We start from the raw sequence: 24701 nt of genomic DNA, 5'->3' as shown, positions 1-24701 counted from the left end.
AGTACAACGGCCGACAGTACTGCCGGCCGGGCAGGGCGTATGAAAAGAATCAGAGGTTGGAAGCATTCCAGGTGCCGGTAGAAACACTGAGCCGGGTACCGATAAAGCTGCCCTGCCAATAGTGTTCTTCCCGCTGGTCACCGGAGCGGTAGTTATTGGCAAAGATATGGTGGTAGGTGGCATTGTCCACCGCTGACGCCATATTGTTATGCCAGTGACCGGTACAGATCATATCGCTGCAGAAGCAGGCGCCACCGCCTTTCTCGACGGCAGTGCAGTCCTGGGCCAGTACCCGGCTGCGGTGGCAGTAGTAGACACCACCGCCGTATTCGGCTTCACAGTGACGTACGGTGATATCACTGTTATCACATTCAGCAGCACCGCCACCCCGGTTGGCATAGCAACCCATAATCACCAGTCGTGAGTCTTCCAGTCCGTAGGCGCCGCCACCAAACAGGTCGGCGCGACAGTTGCGGATATGTTCAGCGGTAATCTGGCGGCTGAATTCGGCATAAATTGCACCACCACGACCACCGACAAAGTGACCGACAATATGACAGTTGAGGGTACAGCGCTCAGCCCTGAGCAGGCGGAAGGCGCCGCCATTATGGGTTACAGCCTTGGCGCCTCCGTCAAAGGTCCAGCCTTCCAGCATAATGCCATGTACGGTTTTGTTTTCTTCTGCCTCGATTTCAAACCGGAATTGTGGCTGCTGTTTAACAACGAGGGTGGTATTGGGGTTATAACCGATAATACTGACCCCGGACTCGAGGCGAACCGAGTTTTTCAACACATAATGGCTGATACCGGGCCACTGTTCGTTAGTATCCAGCTCGGCTTCAATACCGCCGGTAATCACGCCTGGATTGTCACCGGCTTCACGGGGAGGCATCAGGATAATGGTGGTATAGGCATCGATAGTCTCGGTCTGGATCCCGGTACCGAATATTTTCTCGAACTCTTGCTGGGTGCGGATTACCCGAGTCCGGTTACCAAAGCCAAACGGTGATGCAAAGGTATCGACATAGGATTTGACCGCTTTCTGGCTGGGCAGCACATCATCGGCAGCATTCAGTCCACCCAGATGAATGTCGTCTTCAACCCGGTTAATCCGGGCACCATTGGCAAAGGTCAGGCCGCCGCCCAGGGTTACACCCTGACTCAGGGTGGTATAACCGGAAACACTGAGACTATCGCGCAACGTCACGGCCTGCTCGGTCAGTAATGTGCCGTTCAGGGTAACGCTGCCATTGGTGGTCAGACTGCCGGCAATACCGAAATCGCCACTGCAACTGCCACTGCCAAGCGTGATTGATTCACTGATTACCGCACTGCGGGCATTCAGCTGTGACTGACTGATCAGGTTACCGGTTACTGTCAGGGTGTTTTCTACCTGCTGGTTACCCGCCACTGTCAGTGCCGGCTCCTGCGGATCGCTGGAGCTGAGGGTGATTCCCCGTTCAGTAGTCAGCCGGCCGGTCAGATCCAGGTCGCCGGTAATACGGGCGTTGCCCCGTACATCCAGGGCATTAACGGCACTGTCATTGTTTTCTACTGACAGACTTTTCTTGACCACACTGTTGCCATACAGGGTGCTGTCCGACAGCGCCTTGAACGGGCCGGAGACCTCGACCAGGCTGTCCAGATAAGCACTGGAGCGGGCTCGCAGGTCACCGAAGACAGTACAGTTCTTGTTAAACAAGGCAGTATCATTGACGGTAACCGCGCCACTGAAGCGACTGCTGCCATTAATATCCAGTGCCAGCGGGGTATCCGGGGAAACATGGACCACTATGCCGTCATTGGCTGTTACGCCGCCATCGACATCCAGTGATTTGTTAATGGCGGTATGACCCAGCAGGGCTGAATCACCGGTGACAGTCAGAATATTTTGTTCCAGTGCGTCGCCACCAATGGCCATACAGTCTTCAGCCATCACCTTGCCGGACAGGGTACTGCTGCCGGATACCGTGATATCTTTGGCAACGGACAATGCTCCGGCCAGTGCAGTATCACCTCCGGCACTTAACTCACCACTGATACGGGTATAACCACCAACATCCAGATCCTTTTCCAGTCGGGTGTCGTCGGTAATATTGACACTGCCACCGAGCCGGGTATCACCACTGACATCCAGCGCATGATCAACACCGACAGCACCCTGGATAATCAACTCCTTGTTCAGGGTGGCCGTATCATCCACGGTCAGGGTCTGTTTGATCGTGCTGCCGCCGTCTACCGTCAGATAGTCGCGTACCGAGGTGGTGCCATTGATATCCAGATCGCCGTTAATTTCGGCATCGCCGTCAATATCCAGCGTCTGGTGACCATCATGACTGCCGCTCAGTTTCAGGCCACTGCTGAAGTTGGCGCCGCCATTCAGATCCAGTCGGCCATTCAGCTGGGAGTCACCAAATACAATCTGAGCCTGGTCCGGGGTCAGTTCGGCATCTTTTGGCGGTTCGCCGACAATCAGGGATCCGGCTTCGGTCAGCCCCTTGATCTGGGCATCACTTTGTACCCGCAGATCATCGGTGACTGTCAGGTCATCCGAGATAATAACATCGGACTCAACCGCAAGCTGGGCATCAAAGCGTACATTGCCGTGTACGGTGAGAGCATGGCTGTCGTCAATATCGGGATCGGTGGATACGGTCAGCCCCTTGTCGACCACCGCCGAGGCTGCAATCTGGACATTGCCATCCAGATGGCTGTTGCCGGCAATCTGTAATGCCTGCTCGCCTTCGGTTCTGTTTTCAACTGACAGGGTATCCCTGACAATCGTGGCACCGTTCAGCTGACTGTTACCGCTGACAGTCAGGCCATCAGCCTCACTGTCAGCATTGCCAACCTGCAGTACTCCGGAAATATCCAGGTCACCCTGAATATCTCCCTTGCCATCAACGGTCAGTACCGTACTGCCAGCTGTGGTGATGCTGTTGTCGCCCTGAACTTTCAGCGTGCCGGATACACTGCCGTGGCCGGTAATATCCAGTGCCATATCGGCCTGATCGGTATTGGTCACAGTCAGGGTTTTACCGACGGCCAGATCACCGGCCATGGTGCTGTCGCCGCGAACCTGCAGCTGGCCTGTATCCGCCATGGCCTCGATGCGGGCAGAATCCATTTGAGTGCTGCCGGAAACCACCAGAGCATCGGTGTCGTTATCAATATGAGTAATGGTAACCGTGCCATCCATCGCACTGTTACCGGACACCTTCAGCACATCAGCATCAGCAACCGGGTTGCCGTCCTTATCCAGTTGGCGGATTGCCAGACTGTGATCTGCCATGGCTTTGTCGTTAAAGCGGGCTTCACCTTTGGCAGTTAATGACCCGGTCACATCTGCAGAACCGCTCAGACGGGTATTGCCACTAACAACAAGATCGCCACCAAGATCAGCATTACCGACTAACGATGAACTGCCGTCGACTTTCAGGTTGTTGCCAGCAGTAATATCAGTCTCTGCAGTAAGGTCACCTTTCAGCAGCGAGTCGCCGTGTATTGTCATTTGATGGGCAGCATCGGCATCGCCACCCACGGTCAGCTGACTGTCAGTGCGCAGATCGCCCTTGATATGGGCATCCTGTTCTGCAGTCAGGCTGTCTTTCAGCAGGGTTTCGCCATCAATGGTGGCATTGTTATCCAGCTGGACATTGCCCAGGGCATGAATGGCCAGGCCCTCGGCGACAGCACCATCAACCACCAGTCCCTTGTTGATCGTGGCGGAACCGGCAATAGCTGCATTTTTGTCGAGGGTCAGATCTTCTTTCAGATGGCTGCTGCCATCTATAGTCAGCTTCTGGCGAACAGTGGCATGGCCATCCAGTTCGGTATGACCATAAACATCCAGTACTGTCTGGTCACCGGTATCCTTTTCCGGGCTGGATTTGTCTTTATTACCCAGTGTCAGCGCTTCACTGACACTGGCCTTACCGGTTGCAGTGAGGGCTTCAGTCTGGGTTTCACTGTCACCAATCGCGGTCAGACCACCGGCTGCAGTGGTGCGACCATCAATCGTTGCCTTGCCGGCGACAGTGGCTGTTCCGGCTATGGCGGCACTGGACTCAAAGGAGGCCGCGGCTTTAACTTGCAGTTCGCCCCGTAATTCACTGTTGCCACTGACGGTTGTGTCTCTGGTAACGGTGAGGTTGCCGGCCAGATTGGTATCGCCGGCAACAGAAGTCATACCATCAATGGTGACATCACCGCTTAGCTGTGACTTGCCGTTTACAGTCAGGCTGTCGTCGGATTCGCTGGTGTTATTGATGGTCAGACTATTTTCAACGGTTGCATCGCCATCCAGCAAGCTATGACCAGATACGGTCAGCATTTGCTCTGAAGAAGTGGATTCGTCACCGACCGACACCCGGCCACTGATCTCCGCACGACCATCAGCAGTCAATGCCATATTGTTGTCCGGATTGGGGCCCAGGGTCAGGCCCTGGCCAATTGTTCCGGCACCGGTAATAGCGGCATCCTTGTTGACGGTCAGCTTGCCATCGATAGCGGCATGGCCTGTTGTGGCCAGAACCTGTTTGCTAGCGGTGGATTCATTACCAACGGAGAGAGATTCACTAATTCGGGCCTGGCCTTCTGCTTCCAGTGCCGGAATATTCTGATCACTGTCGCCGCTGGTTTTCAGTCCGGCATCAACCATTGTATGACCGTTGATCCGGGTATCACCTTTTAACAGGGAGTGACCGGAGACGGTCAGTAGATCCTGATCCAGAGTGGTGTCATTACCTACGGACAGTTGCTTGCCAATTTGAGCACTACCGCTGGCAGATAGAGACTTACTGGATTCTGCATCTTCACCAAGGGTCAGCCCCTGATCAATCCGGCCTTTACCTTCTGCCGTCAGATTGCCACTCAGATTCAGGTTACCGTCCATATCGGCATGACCCTGAACAGTGAAAACCTCTTGTTCCTTTGTGTTTTCACTGCCGACAGTCAGTGACTCGCTGATTTTTGCTTGCCCTTCAGCCATCAGGGCCGGAATATTTTCAGCACTGTTGCCGGTCGTTGTCAGACCCTTGTCTACTGTTGCTGCAGCTTTGACCTGCAACGCACCATCCAGATTGCTGCTGCCGGATACCGTCAGGGCATCACCGCCGCCTTCGCTGTTACCAACCGACAGTTTGTTGTTGGCGCTGGTCTGCTGATGAAACGAGGCACTGTTATGAACATCAAGGGTATTATTCAGCCTGGTCTCAGCGGTGACTTCCAGCTGATTATCCACGGTCACCTTGCCATTCAGGTTTGACTCGCCACTGACGGTCAGACTCTGGCTCAGGGTCGTATCGCCGGTAACATCGAGATCGGCGCCAGCTTCAAGTTTGCCGCTGAAATGAACATCACCGTCAACGCCGAGCATGACACTATCCAGCGGGTTCTCACCCACCTGAAGCTTATCCTGCAACCGGGTTTCACCGGTGATATCTACGGTGTCGCTCAGGGTCGCGGGGCCAGTCACACTCAGGCTGGCATGGATATCTGCCTGCCCCTGAATATCCAGATTATGATTCAGTCGGGCATTACCACTGACTTCCAGTGTCTGCTCGTCACTGTCGCCGAGAATGGTCAGCTTGCCGTCAGCCTTGATAGCATGGGTATCCAGTTCAGGACGAATAGTCACCTTGTCATGGTCGGCTGTCAGCCAGTGATTGTTTTCACCGGAGGCCAGAATCAGTGCCTGTTCGTTGACCGGCACATCCAGATGTAATGCACCCTGGGGGGTCTCGGTACCGAGTCCGGCACGGCCGGTATGGTCAATCACAAATGGAGTAAGATCACTGTCGCTGTCTTCTACCAGCAGACAGTGCTGATCCGAGGTATTGGTGACATGCAGGGTTGCTTGTGGCGATGCCTGACCGATACCCACTTGGCCACTGTTGTCGGGGTTAATATAAATCCGCTTTTCAGTTTCACCCGGATCAGGCTCGTTACCCACGGCCAGGGTACCGGTTACCGACTGCTGTCCGGCATTTACCCTGTCGGCATCAATGGTGCCTGCATCGGTATTGCCTTCCAGGGTAATATCCTGCTTCAGTCGGGTTTTGCCCTCAACCACAAGTTCGCCACCCACCGTTGCATTACCGCTGACGCCGGTTGTGCCATTGACCTGCAGCGTATCGGTTGAGGTACTGCCGGTAACTGCAACACCCTTTTTCAGCGCTGCCGGACGATCAACACTCAGCTTGCCATCTTCAGTGCTGATATTGTCGTCTTGCTTGTTGAGGTTGCCGTCAATCAGTTCGGCAAAACTGTTGCCGGTGGGAATCTGGTTGTCGGCAAACAGGTCTTTCAGATCCGATCTGCTTTTGGCCATGGTGTTTTCCTTATGGATATTTTTATAAGCGATGGGCTATAACCAGCCGGGAATTAGCTGTCGCGGGTCGAATAGGGTTTGCGGATACGGATAACAAACGGTGAGTCGTCAGGGTTGTCCGGATTTACCTTGAGTTTTTCAATCCGGCCACTGTCAGGATCATCCGGGTTATAATGCAGTGGATCTGCAGGGGTGTATCCGACCACAAAACGATCGAAGGTGACCTGGTCATCCTGATATTGTTGCAATGTACGGTGAGCGACCGGCCAGCCGCTGATATCCGGTTTGTTACCGGCCAGGCAGCCAGAGATAAAACGGTCAAGACAGCTGCTCAGTTGCTGCAGTCTGCTGTATTGCACCTGATCGTCGTTTAATAGGGGAAAAGGTTGTACCGACAGAGCGTTGAGCCAGGCATGATGCACCTGCTCAAACTCGGCCATAGCCTTGCGATCCAGCCATAACAGTCGTGGGGTGATATGCAGAGGTAGTTCCCGGTGCACCGTATCGACAAACAGCTGGGCAAAATCCGGATCATCAAACCGGCTCGGCCAGTCCGGGATCACAATAAACACTTCATCCGGCTGTGCCTGCAGGGCAACACCGGACTCAGCGTCTTTGGCATGGCGCAGCAACACGCCTTCTACCAGATGGAAGCCTTCACCGTTATGGGATGCCAGGGTATCCATTGCCACCCGGGGCAGTCCCAGCCGGCGATAAATCCGGTGTCGTACACCACTGATATTGTCCTGACCGCGAATGGCCCGGTCGAGGTAGTTGCCGGCCTGACCACGATGACCGCCGGTGCGGGGAATATCCAGCAGAAAGGCGGCGCGGTCGAGCAGGTTTTTCAGCAATGCCAGCCTCTGGACCAACTCATCTGGCGTCAGGTTATCCATGGCTTCAGGGTGAGCTAATAATGACTCGGCATAATGCCGGTATAACTCTTCATAGCGCAGCAGACTGCTGTCCGGGGTCTGTTCATGAAACCGGGCCAGCAGATGGGCCAGCACCCGGTTATAACGTTGCAGTTGTTCAATACTGAAGCTTTGCTCGGTCAGCTCCTGAAACACATCAGATGTCTGGTTTTCGCTCGGATAGTCTTCAGTGGAACGGGCAAGAATCGCTTCCAGCTCGCTCAAACCCGCTACAGCCTGACTGTCGTGTGTCACCGGCAGTTGTTTGAGTAACCGCCAGAAATGGCCAATGGCGCTGTCATTCAATGGCAGACTGGCCTGCATCTGTTCCATTAATTGCTGCAAGGGTTGCAACAGTTCAGCATCCGGTAGCCCGAGTAAATGACGGATACGATCCAGCTGGGCAAACTCATTGGCCAACAGCTGGTCTGGCAACATCAGATAAGCCTGAAGCTGGCGGATCGCGGCAATATTCTCTGCGGTTTCACCCGGGGCAATACCCTGCGGTCCGACTTTATAGAGTGATGGCAGATCATGTTGCAGCGAGTGATAACGGGATACCGAGCGGTAACGGGCGGGTTGTGGTGCTGATGATTCCCTGCCTGCATGGGTGTTGCCCCCCCGCAGCTGGTTAAACCGGGAAATGACCCGAGCCGTCGGTACGGTGACTTCTATATCTTGCTTGATCAGCCGAACATTTTTCAGGGTCTGTTCAAGATCCAGCACCGGAGCCTTGCCAATTTCCGGGCTGTAAACCCAGGATTCCCAGCAGCCGTCGGCTTGCGGGTCATTATTGTGAAACTGCAGCGCTTCAGCAGAAACAATACCCGGTTGTGCCAGCACTCTGGATACCAGTCGGGAAGCATAGATCTGTGAGGGGATAGCCGGTATCGCCAGAGCCGCATCATCGATATAACCCTGATCCAGCCAGGGTCCGGTATCCACGGCTTCGGGACTGATGCCCCGCTGTAACAGGTCCTGCCGGGATTCAAAGCTGACGACAGGCGCGATGGCTTCGGCAATGGTAACCAATACCCGGGCCAGGGTTTCAGCGGGATCGGCTTCAGGCTCAAGGGTCAGAAACAGTCGCATACTGACCGGCGTCGTTTCCAGCACCTTGATGGAGCCGAGGTCTTCTCCCAGGTTACGGTGACTGATAAAACACTGACGTACGGCGGTAATCAGCTCCTGTTTCGGCCGCGCATCAATGCTGTCCGGTACCACCCGGATATTCCATAAACCGTTGTTGGCCTCATTCGGTGTCAGTTCCACATGGCGAATACCGGGCAGCTGCAGCAACACCTTGCTGTAGTCGTTTGTGGTCAGGGGCTGACAGGGCAGGGCATCGCTGTCCGGATGAAACGGTAGCAGCTGCTTTTCCTGTTCCGGCTGAGCCAGCAGATCTGCCACCGGAAAACCGAGCCGATAGCCAAGATCGGTGATGGCAAAGCTGGCAGCTTCCATAAAGGTAATGCCGGGGTCGTGCAGGTTATGATCAGTCCACTGGCTACCTGCCAGCTTTGCTATCAGTTCCAGCCCTTCATCCCGCAGGGTATTAAAATTACGGGCCGGCTCATCAGGTAACTGATTGGCAATGGTCTTGTTTGTTGGAGTGGGTAGTGTCATGGTGCAGCCCCGTTAATCCGTCAGCCCGAAATCGCTGCGACTGAATGGCTGCCGGTTTTGTTTGGCATGCAGCAATAGTGTCTGGATTACCTGAGTCAGGGTGACTTCCCCGGCTGCAATTGAAACGGTTACCGCATTGCCGTCATTGTCGGTGGTTTCGTCCAGGGTCAGCTGGCCCAGCCGAATGGTATCGCTGCCGGTGTTCGAACTGAGATTATCCAGGGTGTTCCAGTCCTGGCTCGACATCAGTCCGTCGCTGTCACTGTCGGCCAGGGGAATCTCGATGGCTTCCATACTGTCGAGGCTGATTTTCTGCTGTTCGGTATCCAGCTTCAGTGCGGCCAGTTTCTTTTGGCCACTACCGGCCAGCTTCAGGCCCTGGGCAGAAACTCTGAGCCCGCTTTCGCCCTGGCTGGTTTCATCCAGTTTCAGCTCCAGGCTTCCGGCGTCGTTCACCTCCAGACCCTTCAGGGTGCGACTGTTGTATTCATTAATCAGCCGACGGCCGATTTCAGCCAGCCGGATCAGCTGCTCGAAATCACCTTCTCCGGGCGTATCCCCGTTGCGAAAGCGGCCGAGTATCTGTTCCAGCGACAGCTGTACGCCATAGTCATAGCTCATGGAGAAGTCCTGTCGTGTTTGTAGGTGATGGGACAATTAAGGGTGAGGCTTAGGAATGGGTTGCAGAGCGTTGTTTTCTAACAGGAAACTGTAAAGGTCGGACGCTGGCTGCCATCCGGGCTGGGCTGACCGTCACCACCGATGACCATATGGCTGATACCGGTGACCGGAATATCCGGCACAATAAAGTCATATTCGATTTCCATCAGCCCGATCCCTTCAAAAACCTTGCTGCCTGAAGGCAGGGCTGAAAGGGTGTGGCGGCTGGCCGGTACCAGAATAATATCGCTGCGCACCGGACGTACCACGCCGTCAGTCACTGGTATCCATTCGGGATTATCAGTGACAACCTGCGGTGGCAGGGTTTCAACCAGTACCTTCAGCACCAGCTCGACATAGGGGCGACTGGCAACAAAGGCGACGATATCCGATACCGCCATTTCCGGCTGCAGTTCTGCGCCACCTTCGGCCCAGGGGTTAAGCCGGTCGATCAGCTCCTGATTGAGGTTCTGCAATACCAGCCCGGGGTCGTATTCAGGATGGAACGTCAGGGTAATATCAAACCGCACTTCCTGAAATACCGGAGGCTCCACTGACAGAGTGGCCCGTGGTGGCATCAGCGGCTGCAGGTAACGTTCGATTCGCTGCCGTATATCGCGGCTGGCCCGGGGTTTGAGCAGAGCCGGATCAGTCGTGCGGGGCACAACCAGCAGCCGCACCTTACCAGACTGTTCACCCCGCAGGCAGTGGGCCAGCAGAATATCCGGAAACTGCTCCAGTACCAGTCGCTCATAGTCCCAGGCGGTTAATGCACGGCCACGATGGCGCAGGCGTTCACTGACCCGGGTGGTAAATGCAGTGTCGGCTTCCGGTGGCCGGCCACCAAATGATGGCCAGGGCTGGGCGACACTATCGATGACGGCAAAGATTTCTTCATCAACACTGGATTCCAGCACCCCGTTAATGGTTTCGGCCGGCAATGCTGCGGGTAGGTGGTCCGGCGGGTTATCACTGTCGTCATAGCTGACGACGATGGCTTGACTACTGATACCCTGCAGGCGTGACCATTGTACCGGGCCGGACTGGTCATTACTAATTGAAGCTCGCAGCCACAGCTGGTCATCACCAGGAAAACCCCGGTCACGGGTCATTGCGGGTTCAAGCCCGAAGCGGATAATGCCGGAGTCGACCAGACCATTGGTATTGTCCGCCAGAATCGGTGCCCGCTGACCGGATTCCTGCTGGTTATTGGTAATAAACTTCTCCCAGCGGTTACCGGCAAGATAACTCCACTGCACGACAGCGTTATCAACATTGTTGCTGCTGTCGACCGGTGCCAGCTGAAACTGCAAATCAATACTGCCACCGGACGGCGGCCGACTGATGCCGATATACAGGTAGCCATTCTGGTCCAGTGCCGGCAGCAGGGTCTGTTGCTCGGCATCCCGAATGGATTGAGACCCCAGCGGATGCACATGCAGTAGAGTGTGACGGTTTTCCACCCCGGCATCGGCAACTGGAATATCGGCGACAGCGGTGTAATCAACGGTCAGACTGTCGACCAGCGGCGTCCAGGGTTCTTTCACTTCGACCTGATCCGGCGCAACCGGTTGAACGGGTTCCGGTCCCGGTGGTGCAACCACGGCTGGTGCTTGAGGTTGAGGGCCTGGATTTGGCGGGGTACCGTACAATGGCTGGTTGGTAGAGACTGAATCCAGCTTTAACTGGTTATCACTGCCGCGGGAAATATTGGCCCGCAGCCACTGACCGCTACTTGAGCTGACTTGCTCAAAACCCTTGCCGGCACCCAGTCCCTTGCGGCCAATCAACAGATAGGCCCGGTGATAACCGAACTGATCCTTGAACCGGGCACTGCTACCACCAAAATTTTCGATCGTAGCGACCACGTCGTCTTCGGCATGATAGCGCTGGCTGTGCATGCTGTGATAACCGGTGTAAAGCACCACGGTCTTGTCTGCTGACAATGCCTGCATAAAGGCGCGTAAATTACCGGCAGCACTGGCATCATCGGCAATATCATAGTGAGTGTGACTCCAGCTTTTAGTTGCTGGATGCCAGACGGAGATATTAATGCCTTCATTACTACCACTACGCACGGTTCGACCAAACTGGTCGTACAACGTCGGTTGTTTTGAGCTGGTACCGCCGGTGGCGATAATGCTGAACCAGTCTTTGGCATTGTCCAGTGCTGTCAGCTGATCCCAGCGGGCCTTGGCCTGGTTGTAGCTGTTCAGTTCGGCAAGATAGATGTTGTAATTCTGCGTTGCTGACTGCCAGTTGGTGTGGTTCTTGTTCCACTGACTGATCAGGTCATTGTATTCCTTGCCATAGGACCGGCTGAACCAGCTGGCCACCGAGGTATAAATACTGTGACCAAAATCATCATCGCCCAGCTGCAGGCTGAACCAGAACGGCCAGTCCCGCGGTTCCTGATTATCGTGAGGCAGTTGCTCCCAGCGACTCCAATCCAGTCCCTGAGGATAGATCTGACTGTTGTTTTCCTGCAGGGTTAAATCACATTCCAGTGCCGTACTATTTGCCGGAAACAGATCAGTGTTGCTGGTATTACCGTAAGCTGAACCAAAACTGATGGTATGCTGCGGCCAGATCAGGTCAGGCTGATTGCGGGTATGACGCAGATAGGTCTGGTAATTCCGGTAGCGGGTAACAAAGTCGTCCGGTCGATTCCACTGAGGATTGATGGTCAGTGACGTTAAGGGTTTCAGCGCCAGCTCGGGATGAGAAAACTGCAGCCGGGTGCGAGGCAGGGGACGACTGCCGAACAGTTCCATGGGGCCGGATGGATCCAGCAGGCCCTGGTCATTGCGAATCTGCAGCTGACTTAAACCTTCAACATCAACTTCCAGCCGAATCTTTTCCAGTCCGATGCGGCGCAGGGTTTCATAATGCTGTAACCGCTGGTTGTCGTCCGGTTTAACCCCAAGCTGAATATAAGGCACGGTCAGGCGGCGATGGACAGGCTCCGGCGTAGTCGTAACCGGTGGAAATAATGGCTGCAGGGTAATAGTCCAGCTCACCCCGCTGGTTGCCAGACTGATACCGGCATGTTCATGGTCATCCAGTAACACCATGCCATCTGCAGTGCTGACGGAAAGCGTGAACAGTTTCAGAAACTGCTCCGGCAACATATCCAGCCGTTGCAGTTCTGTTACGAATGCCTGATCAAACTTCAGGGTGATACGACGGGTGCCTTCACTCAGCCATAACAGTGGAGAACCCAATGCAAATCCAACTGCCGGCCGTTGCTGGCGTTCCGGATCAGAGATGGACTCGGTGCCAAAAGTCAGTATCCCGCTTTCCGGAAATTCCACTCCATTGGTCTGATCAATCAGATCGGTACGGATAAAACCGGTATGTTTATCACTGCGGTTCAGCGCCAGGCTGCGCAAAGTCTGAACCCTGGCATGATTAAGTCCGGCTGGCTGCTCCAGCCGGTAGTAGCGGGGTTCGCCGGCACTGTTATTACCCGCTTCAAACAGAGTGCCGGCAGGCAGTACCAGTGGTTCGGCATCCTCGGCCAGCAATACCTGCAAGTGCGCCTGATCCGGTTCTGCCGGTTTTTCACTCAGCCCCAGCACATCCCGGTAGTAATACAGCAGATGACGTTCAGTCAGTGACTGGAACATACGGCGTGGATGGCGCAACAGCTGCAGGATGGTCAACACCAGTGCCAGATCCGGTCTGGCGGCCAGCTGTCGGATATTGGCCGGCAGAGTATTATCGGCTGAGTTATCGCTTTCCAGCCAGGCAATCAGATCGGTCAGGTTCTGTTCGTTATTAATCAACTCATCAGGAATAAAACCTGACCAGTCTTTTACTGTGTCAGCCAGCTCGGGATCGGTACTGTGAAATCGCAGCCAGGCGCTGAACTGTTTCAGATAATGTAACCATTGCCGGGTATCCCGCTCCTCAATCGAGAAACTGGATGGCGACAGGGCGGCAAGTCCGCGTTGTGGCTGCAGGCTGCCCACTCTGGCAGACGGCTGCAGATCAGAAGGATTGGTCATAATTTCAGTATCTGGCTGTCAAGTCGGAGTGAATTTGATATTGGTGCTGATAAACTGGCCCTTGCCGGTATATTTCGGAGTGCCATCCGGTACCGGGCCGGTTGGAGTCGGCTGCTGGGCGGGTGCGGTAACCTGCATCTCGGCATCAAACTGACTGCCTTTGAGAATCATCTTCTTGCCGTTCAGAGCCTTCTTGCTGAGTTGATCCCCACCCAAAGCTGTAATTTTCAGCAGCCCCATGCCGGGAATGATGTAGGGCCCGGCGATATAGGGAATCGGCAGCTGTACATTCTTTTCATCCCCTTCCAGACATATCGGTTTGCCCATAATGGTCAGGGTGCCGCTGCCGTTTATGGGAATAAGGGCGGGTGCCATAAGCGTTGCGGCACCCTGGGCAGGCAGAAACTGCACCTGGTCACCGGTGATAATTGCGATGTCGGGCATAGAGTTGAGTAAATAGTGTGATGGCTGCAGGAAATGAAAGGGCTGTCAGCTTGCTCTATGCTGTGATACTCAGCCCTTTAGTGAAAGCTGGCCATGCCCATCCCCGGTCTGGCGCTGGACCATGAAGAACTGCTCAGTCACCGGCACTGTGAAGATCTGCATGAAATCTGCACCCTGATCCGTAATTACTACCCTTCGGGAGCCTTTGCCTGGTGCGGGCTGGGGCGATCACCCTCTTGTGTGATGGCTGCACTGGAATGTCTCAACCCGGGCGTTCAGACGCTCTCCATTCCCTTGTCGGATGTAGGGGACGGGTTCCGGTTTAATAATCCGGAGCAGTATCCGGACAGTGCCGAGCGGATCGAGCGAGTGTTCGACAGCTATCTGGGGCATTGTCTGCCACCGCAGCCCAACCTGCTGCTGATTGACTATGTGATGTCGGCAGACTCATTGTTTTACGCCGGAAAATGGCTGGGTAGTTATCTCCGAACCCGCTATCGGCAGGTCTTTATGCTGGGGCTGACGCTGGAATCCAATACCCGCAGTCTGGTGCATGCGCCCATGGCCGTGCCGCGGCTGGCGGTGATTGCCTGCAAGCATGAGTCCGGATCGCTGATCGGTCAGATGTATCGCAAGGAGCTGGGATTTGCCAGTCGGGTAGGTGGTTATTCAATGGTGGAGACCGAAGAACCGGATGCCCGACGGCTACCCTGGCAGCTGCGATGGCAGGCTTATAAAGTCGTCATCGGAATGAAGCTGGAACAGGTGCCGCCGTCTCAGGATAAACGGCATGGCTTTATTACCCGGTTTAATGAGGACGGCACCGTTAGCATCGTCGCCTGATTCAGGGTATTACCGCTACAGGTTAATGTTTTCCTGCAGGTAAAACGGGTAAACCATATTGTCACGGGTGTTGGTTATTCGATGGCTGTAGTCCAGCATAATCAGTAACACGCCGTCGGCGGCACTGCTGTCGTCCACGGTAATCTGATGCAACTCGATCCGTGCTTCCTCGCTGACAATAATACTGGCCAACTGCTCCCGCAGCCGGGCGAGGGTGGCAGCATCCATTTCGGCAAACATAAAGTCGGCCAGCGGACTGCCCCAGTCCGGACGCATTGCCCGTTCTCCCAGCGCGGTGCCCAGCAGAATATACAAAGCCTGCCGCACATCATCTTCGCCGGATACCATCACCGGGCTCTGGCCGGGCGCATGAAACTGCACCGGAAAGCCCCAGCCCCGGCCAATCAGTTGGGTATCGCTCATAGAAGTCAGCCTTATTTGATTTCAGTCTTGGCGGCCTGAATGGCGCACTTGCCGCCAGCCTTGATAGTGGCGTCGGCGCCGGGTTCCATATTCAGCTTGGCCTTGGCTTTGAGGGTGATGTCCTTGTCGCTTTCCACATCGATGGCCTTGCCAATAGCCAGCTTGTGCTTGTCCTGGGTAATAGTCAGACCTTCCTTGCCGCTCATTACCAGAGTGTGCTTATCGTCACCTACCGTCAGGGTGTGACTGACTTCTTTCTGGTTAAACTGCCAGCTGAGTTTATCCTTGGCCAGCACCAGCCCGCGCAGCATCTGGTCATCCTTGTCGGCATAGACGGCGGGTGGCTTGTTCTTCGGATTATGCACCGAACCGAGAATAACCGGTTCACTGCTGCTGTTACCAAACCAGCCGAGCACCACTTCATCGCCGGGACGAGGGGGGAGAAACAGGCCGGTTTCCTTGCTGGCAAAGGGGCCTGCCAATCGGGCCCAGACCAGATTATCCTTGCTGCCCAGAGCGGCGACTTTAACTGCCACCCGGAACAGATCGGTCTTTTCTTTCTTTTTGAAATCTTTGACCACACCGGTTAGTAAACCACGCATCGGCTGGTGGATCTTATGCAGCCCTTTGAAGAAACCGGTGCGGGTTAGAGGCAGGCCGATCCGCAATACAGTCTGCCAACCGGTGCTGTCGACCCTGTGTCTGATACCGGTGACCAGATATTCACCGGCAAACGACTTGCTGGTGTCGATGAGTTTGACCTTATCGCCCTGGTTAATATCTCCACGGCCGGGCAGGGTCAGTTGTCCCTGATAACGATCCAGCTCCCGGTACACCATTTCACCGGCACTCCAGCCGGCCAGCTCTTCCGGTCCCGGGGCATTGCCACTGACCGGTTTCCACGGTTTGCGTCCCATGGCTTTGGCCGCTTTTTTACTGTCCATGGGGCCGCCGGCGATTTTGGGTGCGGCACCTTTGGCCGGTTTTGTAGCGGCTTGTTTGGCAATATCCCAGCCACTGACCGAGACTTCACCCAGGGCAGAACTCACATCCAGTTGCAGGTCAACGGCCAGCATCTGATTAAGCTTTACTTCGTGGGATTTGCCCTTGATCTTGTCGGCCGCCTCAATGGTCAGGCCGGTCACTCTGGGCATCACCAGCAGACCATTGGCTTCGGCCCGGTATTTGATAAATGACCAGGCATCGTCGTCAAAAATAATCAGCTGGGGATGTTTGGCTTTGGTCGCTGCCAGCTTTTCCGGTTTCAGACCGGCATTTTTCAGCAGCAGGGTAATGACATCCTTGTCAGTACTGGCTTCCTTGAAACGCTGGGTCAGCCGTGGCTCTACCAGTTTGATCAGTGGATCGTGGCAATCGATAACCAGTCGGGCACCATTGCGATCTACTTTCAGCGAACGACGGGTAATAATGCCTTTGAAAGCATCGGCTTTGGCTTTCGGATCGCCAAGATAGTTAAGGGCAATCTCGATCTTGCTGCCCGGCTCCAGTTCCTTGCGCTCGGTGGCCTTGAACAGGGCCGGGCCGGTGGCGGCTTCCCGCAGCACCAGCCGGGCTTCGGGAACGCCATGACAGATATAGTGGCTATCAAAACCGATGACACTGACTTCATTGGACAGATCCTTGCCGCCGGCCTTGACGACAATATTTACGGCAGATGTCATATTATTTTTCCAGCGGCGGGAAAATCAGTGAGTCACCGGGATTCAGCTGACGCAGGCTATCCAGCCCGTTGACTTCAGCGACACCGATCAGATAGCCGGGATCACGGTAAATATCCCAGGTTTTCCACGGCAGGGATTCCTGCTCTTTTACCAGCCGAATATGGGTCAGGTCCGGCGAGCTTTTGTTTTCCAGCTTGCGAATGGTTTTGGCGGCCAGACTTTCGACAAAGGTGCAGGCCGCTTCAAATGCTGTGGGTCGGCCTTCCTTATCGACCTGGGTATAGCGCAGCCGAATATCGGCCAGCCGGCAGTGAAAGGCATCACCCGGCTTGCCGTCGCCCAGCAGCATTTCACCGCAGCTGAGCATCAGGAAATTGGCTTCATGAGTATCGCCGTTCATGGTGTAGGCGGCGGTCATAAAAGCGGACAGTTTGTCTTTTAACTGCTTGTAACCCAGGCTCAGTGTGGCCGGGTTATCGGCAATAACTGTGTCGTATTTCAAAGTGACGTGCAGTGCAGCCGTTTCACCGCCCTGATAGGCAGCATAACCACTGGAACCGTTAATCACTCCGGGGCCACTGATCTGGTTGGCCAGTCGCAGCTTGAGGGTTTCAATCGCGAACGGAATTGACAGCTCGCCACCGGCCTTGGTGGCATATTTCTCGTCCTTGTAGGCCTGAATGGTCATTTCCGGAAGGGCCATAAGCGGTTACCACCGTTTCCAGTCAAGCACCTGCTCGATCAGCAGGTTATCGGGCAGGGCCAGGTTATAGTGGGTGTCGATAACCGGCATGATCAGATCGTCGTGTTGTGCTTCCTGACCGGATTGCTCACCCTGTTGTTCAAAGGTATGGGACATCACACTGTCGGATGCCGGCGTATTGTTGACCGGAGCCTTGATATTCAGCTCTCTGATATTGATTTTCATCGTTGTTATTCGCTGGCTCTGAGGGAAGGGCAGTGCTCCGGCCTGGTTAAGCAAACCAAACCGGAACACATTATCGCTGAATTGCTGAGCAACACCGCTGAGCAACAAGACAGGCTAGATCGGCACCGGAATTACCCGCTTGTAGCTGTACGACATGGTTTCGATCAGCACTTCATTACTGCCGGCATTCAGGTTGCCCCACTCCAGCGACTGCAGAAACGCCTCGTGTACCAGCCAGGCTTTAGTTGGTATCGGCACCGGGCCTTCCTTCAAGGTGGCAATCAGGATATTGGTCTGCAGCAGTCGGGTATCCCAGAATGCCTGTTCAATCAGCTGTACCACTTGCAGTGGTGTCGGGCCCTGGGGCATGCCCCGCTTCAGGGTCAGAATCTGGCGCTGTTTATCCGGCTGCAGCAGTTTTTCCTGTTCGTTGCCGATATTGCGCGACAGCTTGAGGCCACCGACTTCCTGAAACCGCATATCCACCGGTGCCAGCTGGGGAATAATCCCGGTCAGCAGTACCGCGGCAAAGCGATAGCCGACCACCGGCGGGGTTTCGCCCAGCAGGTCACTGACCACCCCCTTTGCAACCGAACCGATGCTGATAGCCATGGCGGGGGTTACTCCTTATCAGGCGAACTCGATGGAAACATCGTCGGCCATCAGTTCCAGTTGCTCCACTGCGACTTCATTGGAACCCCCGTTAAAGCTGGGTGCAGTCAGCTTTTTGGGAAAGGCATTGGTGACCTTCCAGGTGACCAGCGGGGTGTCGCCGGATTCATTGGTCAAACTGACGGTAATATCCCGCTTGTTGATCAGGTTCAGGCTGGTTTCATTAATCCAGTCAAAGAACTGGCTGGCCTGACGCACGACACCACGCTTGAGGGTGATATTGACGTCAGTGGCCTGCCCGGGCATATGCTTTTTGCCGAGGCCGTCCTTGTAGGTAATGGTTTCGTAACCGATATCCAGCCCGGATACTTCCTGAAACGGAATCTGTTCATCACCCAGGGTCACAACAAAGCGGTAGACCGGGATCGGATACTGGGTAGCGATATCATCAGCAGTTGTTGCCATGGTTTATCTCCATATAACACAGGGCTTGTCTTCGACACCGAGACTGCTGACTCCGGTGCCGTAGCCATTGAAAGGGGGAATCAATCAGCAGAAAGGGATCAGCCTTCCAGCGACTTGTGAGAGAAGGTGAGCATAATGAATTCAGCCGGGCGTACTGCTGCCATGCCGATTTCGATATTCATCACACCGTCGTTGATATCCGCTTCAGTCATGGTCTGACCCAGACCGACATTCACGAAAAACGCCTGTTCCTTGCTGTCACCAAACAGCGCACCCTGGCGCCACAGGTTTTCGAGATAGCTCTCGATCATGGTTTTCAGCTTGAGCCAGGTAAACGGCGTATTGGGCTCGAATACCGCAAAGTTGGTGGCCTTCTGCACTGATTCTTCAACCATATTGAACAGCCGGCGGACAGAAACATAACGCCACTCGGCATCGTTACCGGCCAGGGTGCGAGCGCCCCAGACCATGGTGCCCTTGCCGGTAAAGGCGCGGATGGCATTAATGGACTTGCCTGAGGTGGCATCCACATTCAGGCGAGCCTGGTCGTCATTGGTAATCGCATGCACCGGACCGACGACACCGGAAACACTGACATTGGCCGGTGCTTTCCAGACCCCGCGGCTGGCATCAACCCGGGCATAAATACCGGCCATGGCAGCACAGGGTGGCAGAATCATTTGCTGGCCATCCAGCAGACTCTTGAGGCGGTTGTAAGCGGCAGTGTTGCTGCTTTTCAGAGCCGACATCTTGTGAGCGGTGTCGTCCTGCTCAGAGTCTGACTTCGACATGTTGTGAACGGTATAGGTTACCTTGTCTTCGTCGTAGCTTCTGGCTTTGCTGAGACGCAGGTAGGGATAGTAAGCCGCGGCATACTTGGTTTGCCCGACTTCGGAAGGCATGCCCTTACGGGCCGCGGCAACATCAGTGTCACCTTTGTCCGGATCCAGGCTGTCGATCACATCAATCAGGGCAAAACGGTCCATCAGCTTGGCGCACTGCATAATGGCCTGCTGGCACAGCGGATAATATTTGTCTTTCAGGCGAACGGCGTCGGACAGTACCAGCAGGGTAACTTCATCAACCTTGGCCACCGCATTCAGCGCCCTGGCAAAGGCATCTTCAGGCTTATCCGGCTTGCTGGTCGAAGTCGCGCTGTTGTCGTAGTAGGTGCCGGTGGAGATGACATAACAGGCACCGCCACCATTGGCAAAGAAATGGGCCACACAGTGGTACAGAATAAAGTCGGCCACCGCGCTGGCAGGTTTGGTCGCCACCATATCGATATAGGCCGGATCGGTGGCCCCGGCAACATTCTCGACTTTCATTTCAAAGTTGGCAAAGGCTTCCATATCCGGACCGCCGAACCAGCGCTCGTAGTCCAGCATGGAAGTGATGCGGACCGGTTCATTGACCAGGGTTTCACCAGCGGCATCGGCAGCCAGTTCGGTACAACCGATAAACGCCGGAATGGCGGTCGCTACTTCAGCAACCGATGGCGGGAAAATCGACTTTTCCTGCACATAAACGTTAGGAGTCTTTTTAAAATTCGGGTTCGGCATTGCTGCGTCCTCTGTCGTGTTATCTCGATATGCGCGCTATCAACACCCCGGCCAGACCTGTTTGCCTGCTGTCTGATAAATAATCAGGCAGGGAAGGGCACACGGACTAATCTGAACGGTTAGCCCGTGTGCATGCAGGTGGCGGGAATCAGCAGTCAGGGGAACCCTGCCGGCCGGAGGGGAACCGGAGGAACACCCGGCAGGGGTGCATGAGGGACAGGTGAAGACACACGCCGGTCATGCTGACTTATTTGTATCCTGCGGGCGGGGTCGGCAACAAGGGGGCTGGCGGTGCGGGTTACACAGGTTGTGTCGGGGGATTATTTAAAGAGTTTCGAAAAATAAGTTTTAGTCGCTATCGCGCCGAAATTGAAAGATCAGGTATTTAAACTATATAAAAATGACACTTCCTCAGTCATCTCGGGCAGGGTTGATCATGAGCCGGATTATCAAGTGCTGGGTGTCGGGACTGTTACTGGTTATGGCCGGATATCAGGGCGCTGCCTGGGGTGCTTTCAGGGAAGGTGTTGACTATGATGTGCTGGATCCGCCCTGTACTGATCACTCACTAGTGGCTGACGCCCGGGCAGTGGGCAAGGTCAGTGTGCTGAAATTTTATTCGTTGACCTGTATTCCCTGTTTTCAAGTAGAAGACGAGCTTCGCTCCGATACCTGGCAGGATCTTGGAAAACGGATACAGCTAACGACAGTTCATCGGGTAAGAGAAGAGCCTTCAGCAACCCCTGCCGCAGTGAAAAAATACAATGAGTGGGATTATCCGTTTGTAACTTACCATTACGCATTAGAGCAAATTGCCGACGAACAGCGCTGGGAAGCTCATGTCCTGTACGACACTCTGAAACTGATTCATCAACAGCTGATGGTCAGCTCTGCTGAGCGCAAGCGCCTGGGTGACACCGGGGCGATGGCAACCTTTTTGAAACAGAAGAATATCCCGGGCTTTAAGTTTCAGCAGTTTGGTGATTCAGCATTGGATGACGACTTTTGGGCAGAAAATATTCAGTCGATGGCGGTTGATCTCTCCTGCAAAGTTCAGATAGCCAGCATCCCGGCTTTTGTAGTGGGCGGTAAATACAAGGTTGAACGCAGCAAACACATCACTGAAAAAATCGATATGACCCCGGCCGATATCACCAAAATGCTGAAAATCGTTGAGCATCTGGTGGGTATGGTGCAGGCCGAAACTTCCTGAATTGTTACTGCTCTCATTTTTGCCACAAGTTAGCCAAAACACTTGTGGCAGCCTTTTCCCCGACTTTTACTGTTTTCCGTGGTCAGCCTTCCAGCCTGTTTTCTTTTTTATCTCTATGAAATTAAAAGAAAAAGAAAAGAAACAGGGTGAAATACTGAAAATGCCTGATATCGTAACCTGTGGCGATATTGGCAAAACCTGTGGCGGGTTGGCAGTAAAGGAACCCGGTTGCCAACTGCAATGCCGCCGGATTCACCACAGAAACACAGTGAAAATAACCCCCGCCTGAATCCATCCTTTTAAAAAAGGCGTAAACAGTAAGGCAAGCTTCACAACAATCTGCAGTTAAAAATAAGAAAACCGGTGAAAATTCATATGCGTCAACTTATGTTCAGTCTGCTTATGGCTGTTGCCAGTCACAGTGTTTATGCGGCCGAGGCGGTTAGTAAAAGCTTCTGGAACGAGGTTGCAATCGGTGGCCATGACACCGTTGCCTATCATCAGCCGGATAATCGCCGGCAGCATCAAGAGGTACCCGGGGGGGAAACATTTGTGGTGGCGTGGCAGGGCGCGAAATGGCGTTTTGCGTCACAGGCCTCGGCTGACAAATTTGCTGCTGATCCGGAACGTTACCGGCCGGAATATAACGGCTTCTGCGCCAATGCCCTGAGCCTGGGAGAAGGGCTGATCAAGACCGACGGCACGGTGTGGGAATTCTTTGGGGATGAACTGCATCTGTTTTATGCCGAGCGTGGGCGACAGCGGTGGTTGAAGGGTGATTGGCAGGCTTACAAGAAGGAGGCGGATGTGGCCTGGTTGCAGCTGAAATATCAATAGTGCTCAAGTCCTGTTGCTCTGGCCAACTATTGCCAGAGCAACGAAGGGCAGGGAATACTTATCTGAAATATCTGCTTGCAAATAAATAACCTGCCGTCGTCTATAATGGATTCATTCAGCTATGGTGGCTGTACACACAGGATTAGCCAACACTCATGCCAATCACTACCTTCTGTTCACCTTTTACCGCTGACTGGACAACCTGCCCTGGATACCCGCCGTGTGGCTCCGGACTTTAGGGGTTCTCCTGCTGGCAACCAGCACCTGTACCAGCCCCTGTACGATGGCTTCCCCCTATAAATCACGGGGTAAAAAGAGTGTGCCTGAAGACCCAGCGGTTTATATTCCGCACCCTTGCATCCCGTCTGTCAGGTTGAGCCTGGAAAGTGAGACCGATGAATATACCGATAGTGAAAGCGAAAGCGACGAAGAGGAATACGATTCTTTTTCTGACCCGCTGGAGCGGTTTATCTTGAAGCATCTCGATACTGACAGCTCTTGCAGTACCTATGCTTCATTTTTCAGTTACAACCCTGCCGACCGCAGTTATGGCCAGGGGTTAGCACTGCTTTACAGTAGCTATCAGTATGATTCTCATGATCTTGATTCATTTGATGAAGGGTCGCCTGTAGGTATGCTGGCTCAGGCGATCAGAACTGCAGTTGGCAAGGATGATCAGACGGCAGTGATTATCGATTACGGGTGGCTGAGTAACTTTCATCACTATCCGGAAGGTATGACTCTTGTCAGTGACCGGTTGGCTTTCGCTATTACAGATACTTTGCGACTGCAGCGAGCCAAATCACCGGAGGAAGTTGATTCAGTTTTAAAACAGGCCATTCCCGGCGGGGCTGAGAAAGTGATGGAAACGCTGGTGAGACATACCCGAGTACGATGGCAGCTGTTTGACTTGGCTGTCGGGTTTCAGGAATGAAGGTATTGCAAGTAGTCATCCCACCTTGTTGATGTTTGTCCGATTATACCCCGCATGTAGCCTAATCAAGGCCGATATTGGCCCCTCAGAATGTATCCATTCTATGTCGTTTACTGAACGGGCTGGAGCCGGTACGATAGCTTCAAAATATCCCTGTGTCCCTGTGTCCCTGTGTCCCTGTTGCAACGTGCCTTTATGTACTTCGGACCCGGAGGGGCGGTAGCGTGGGTTTTGGCGTGCGACGTTGTGGTGTTGGTCTATGTGGTATTGGATGCTAATGGTGGTTTCCAGAGCGATGCGCCTTTTGCACAGATAAATTCTTAAGCGAAGCTTGTTCGCATAAACCGCTGTTATATGAAAAATAAAAATAGAGGGCTTATCTATATGACCGTCATTACACGCCAATATATATTATCCGGATTATTTGTTTTGTTTTTATCCATATTGGTTTCACCAAATAGTTACGGATATGATTTTAAATCTAAAGGTTCACTTATATGTGGACCCAAAAAACTCAAAGAATTTGAGAGCTATAAAAATCTTGGCTCAAATCGATGGGAATATTACTTTCTTAATTTCTCAGAAGATGGGGATTTTGTAATTCTAAATGATGATATACAGTACCCTTCTTTTACCGAAGTGCGGCTGTACAATCTTTACCAGCAAAGTGGAGGAGTATTTACAGCTACTCATTCAAGAATCAGCGGGGTAGATGTATTTAAACTCATCAACAAGGCTGCTGAACCGGTATGGGTTAAAACGATTATGGTTGATATGCAATCAATGACTTATGTAGCCAGGGTTAGGAAAGGTGGGGAAACATACGAACCATCTAAGGGTGTGTGTTTCAAAAAGTAAAAAAATAAAAAGATCATCGAAATAATTATAATACTTGAACTTGCTTTTATAGCGGCTCATAGTCATCCAGATCAATACAACGATAATTCAAAATGAAAAATAGATATGAATTTTTAAATCACTTAAGTACTGGGGTCTTATTACTTTTCATTTCCGTCATTATTCTATCTGCAAAGCATTATCATGAATTTATAGTAAACTTCCTATCTATTGATTTATTAAACCCATTGTTAGAATATTTTGAAAGAATCAGTATACTACTAAACTCAATGATTTCATTATATTTTTTCTTTTATGCAGCAATCAAATTTACTCAATCAGTTCTAGCCTATAAAACCAATAATATGGTCAAACTATCG

Annotated in this window: 17 protein-coding genes; 5 read left to right on the top strand and 12 right to left on the bottom strand. The window is 53.5% G+C overall.

All coding sequences use genetic code 11. The annotated features are described in order from the left end of the window. Positions 1-49: 49 nt before the first annotated feature. From ACYZZ0_RS03590 to ACYZZ0_RS03570, 5 genes are all read right to left on the bottom strand, one after another. Positions 50-6331: a beta strand repeat-containing protein gene (locus ACYZZ0_RS03590; RefSeq protein ID WP_461535207.1), complete on the bottom strand. Its 6282-nt coding sequence runs from the start codon at positions 6329-6331 to the stop codon at positions 50-52. 53 nt (positions 6332-6384) lie between these two features. Then, on the bottom strand, positions 6385-8871 hold the full coding sequence (locus ACYZZ0_RS03585) for a hypothetical protein (protein WP_461535206.1): 2487 nt from the start codon (positions 8869-8871) through the stop codon (positions 6385-6387). 12 nt (positions 8872-8883) lie between these two features. Beyond that, complete coding sequence (locus ACYZZ0_RS03580; protein WP_461535205.1) at positions 8884-9492, bottom strand: hypothetical protein; 609 nt, start codon at positions 9490-9492, stop codon at positions 8884-8886. A 77-nt stretch (positions 9493-9569) separates the two neighbouring features. Continuing rightward, positions 9570-13541: a baseplate J/gp47 family protein gene (locus ACYZZ0_RS03575; protein WP_461535204.1), complete on the bottom strand. Its 3972-nt coding sequence runs from the start codon at positions 13539-13541 to the stop codon at positions 9570-9572. Positions 13542-13559: 18 nt separating this feature from the next. After that, positions 13560-13985 (bottom strand): hypothetical protein, encoded by a 426-nt coding sequence (locus ACYZZ0_RS03570; RefSeq protein ID WP_461535203.1) that lies wholly within the window; start codon positions 13983-13985, stop codon positions 13560-13562. A gap of 93 nt (positions 13986-14078) precedes the next feature. On the opposite strand from ACYZZ0_RS03570, the gene ACYZZ0_RS03565 reads away from it, so the two are divergent. After that, positions 14079-14828 carry a hypothetical protein gene (locus ACYZZ0_RS03565; protein WP_461535202.1) on the top strand — a complete coding sequence of 250 codons (750 nt, stop codon included), beginning with the start codon at positions 14079-14081 and terminating at the stop codon, positions 14826-14828. A 15-nt stretch (positions 14829-14843) separates the two neighbouring features. Here the strand turns inward: ACYZZ0_RS03565 and ACYZZ0_RS03560 are convergent, their stop codons facing one another. From ACYZZ0_RS03560 to ACYZZ0_RS03530, 7 genes are all read right to left on the bottom strand, one after another. Beyond that, on the bottom strand, positions 14844-15251 hold the full coding sequence (locus tag ACYZZ0_RS03560; protein WP_461535201.1) for a GPW/gp25 family protein: 408 nt from the start codon (positions 15249-15251) through the stop codon (positions 14844-14846). Positions 15252-15262: 11 nt separating this feature from the next. Continuing rightward, positions 15263-16933, bottom strand: a complete 1671-nt coding sequence (locus tag ACYZZ0_RS03555; protein WP_461535200.1) for a phage baseplate assembly protein V — start codon at positions 16931-16933, stop codon at positions 15263-15265. Position 16934: 1 nt separating this feature from the next. Further along, complete coding sequence (locus ACYZZ0_RS03550) at positions 16935-17636, bottom strand: CIS tube protein (RefSeq protein WP_461535199.1); 702 nt, start codon at positions 17634-17636, stop codon at positions 16935-16937. Between the two features lie 6 nt (positions 17637-17642). Further along, positions 17643-17861 carry a hypothetical protein gene (locus ACYZZ0_RS03545; RefSeq protein WP_461535198.1) on the bottom strand — a complete coding sequence of 73 codons (219 nt, stop codon included), beginning with the start codon at positions 17859-17861 and terminating at the stop codon, positions 17643-17645. A gap of 114 nt (positions 17862-17975) precedes the next feature. Beyond that, the gene (locus tag ACYZZ0_RS03540) at positions 17976-18473 is read right to left on the bottom strand and encodes a phage tail protein (RefSeq protein WP_461535197.1); all 498 of its coding nucleotides are present in this window, start codon (positions 18471-18473) and stop codon (positions 17976-17978) included. A gap of 18 nt (positions 18474-18491) precedes the next feature. After that, entirely contained in the window at positions 18492-18938 is a 447-nt protein-coding gene (locus tag ACYZZ0_RS03535; RefSeq protein WP_461535196.1) for a phage tail protein, read from the bottom strand. A gap of 98 nt (positions 18939-19036) precedes the next feature. After that, on the bottom strand, positions 19037-20500 hold the full coding sequence (locus ACYZZ0_RS03530; protein ID WP_461535195.1) for a phage tail sheath family protein: 1464 nt from the start codon (positions 20498-20500) through the stop codon (positions 19037-19039). Positions 20501-20936: 436 nt separating this feature from the next. Between ACYZZ0_RS03530 and ACYZZ0_RS03525 the strand changes: the two genes are divergently transcribed. From ACYZZ0_RS03525 to ACYZZ0_RS03510, 4 genes are all read left to right on the top strand, one after another. After that, positions 20937-21713: a thioredoxin domain-containing protein gene (locus ACYZZ0_RS03525; RefSeq protein WP_461535194.1), complete on the top strand. Its 777-nt coding sequence runs from the start codon at positions 20937-20939 to the stop codon at positions 21711-21713. Positions 21714-22088: 375 nt separating this feature from the next. Beyond that, positions 22089-22550 carry a YHS domain-containing (seleno)protein gene (locus ACYZZ0_RS03520; RefSeq protein ID WP_461535193.1) on the top strand — a complete coding sequence of 154 codons (462 nt, stop codon included), beginning with the start codon at positions 22089-22091 and terminating at the stop codon, positions 22548-22550. 319 nt (positions 22551-22869) lie between these two features. After that, positions 22870-23484 carry a hypothetical protein gene (locus tag ACYZZ0_RS03515; RefSeq protein ID WP_461535192.1) on the top strand — a complete coding sequence of 205 codons (615 nt, stop codon included), beginning with the start codon at positions 22870-22872 and terminating at the stop codon, positions 23482-23484. A gap of 354 nt (positions 23485-23838) precedes the next feature. After that, positions 23839-24342, top strand: coding sequence for a hypothetical protein (locus ACYZZ0_RS03510; RefSeq protein ID WP_461535191.1), 504 nt, complete (start codon positions 23839-23841; stop codon positions 24340-24342). Positions 24343-24701: the final 359 nt, after the last annotated feature.

The sequence above is a fragment of the Spongorhabdus nitratireducens genome (genome assembly GCA_947387575.1).
In the GTDB taxonomy this organism is placed as follows: Bacteria; Pseudomonadota; Gammaproteobacteria; order Pseudomonadales; family Endozoicomonadaceae; genus CANDOC01.
The sequence above is the reverse complement of the archived record's forward strand: the minus strand, read 5'-3'. Positions and strand labels throughout refer to the sequence as shown.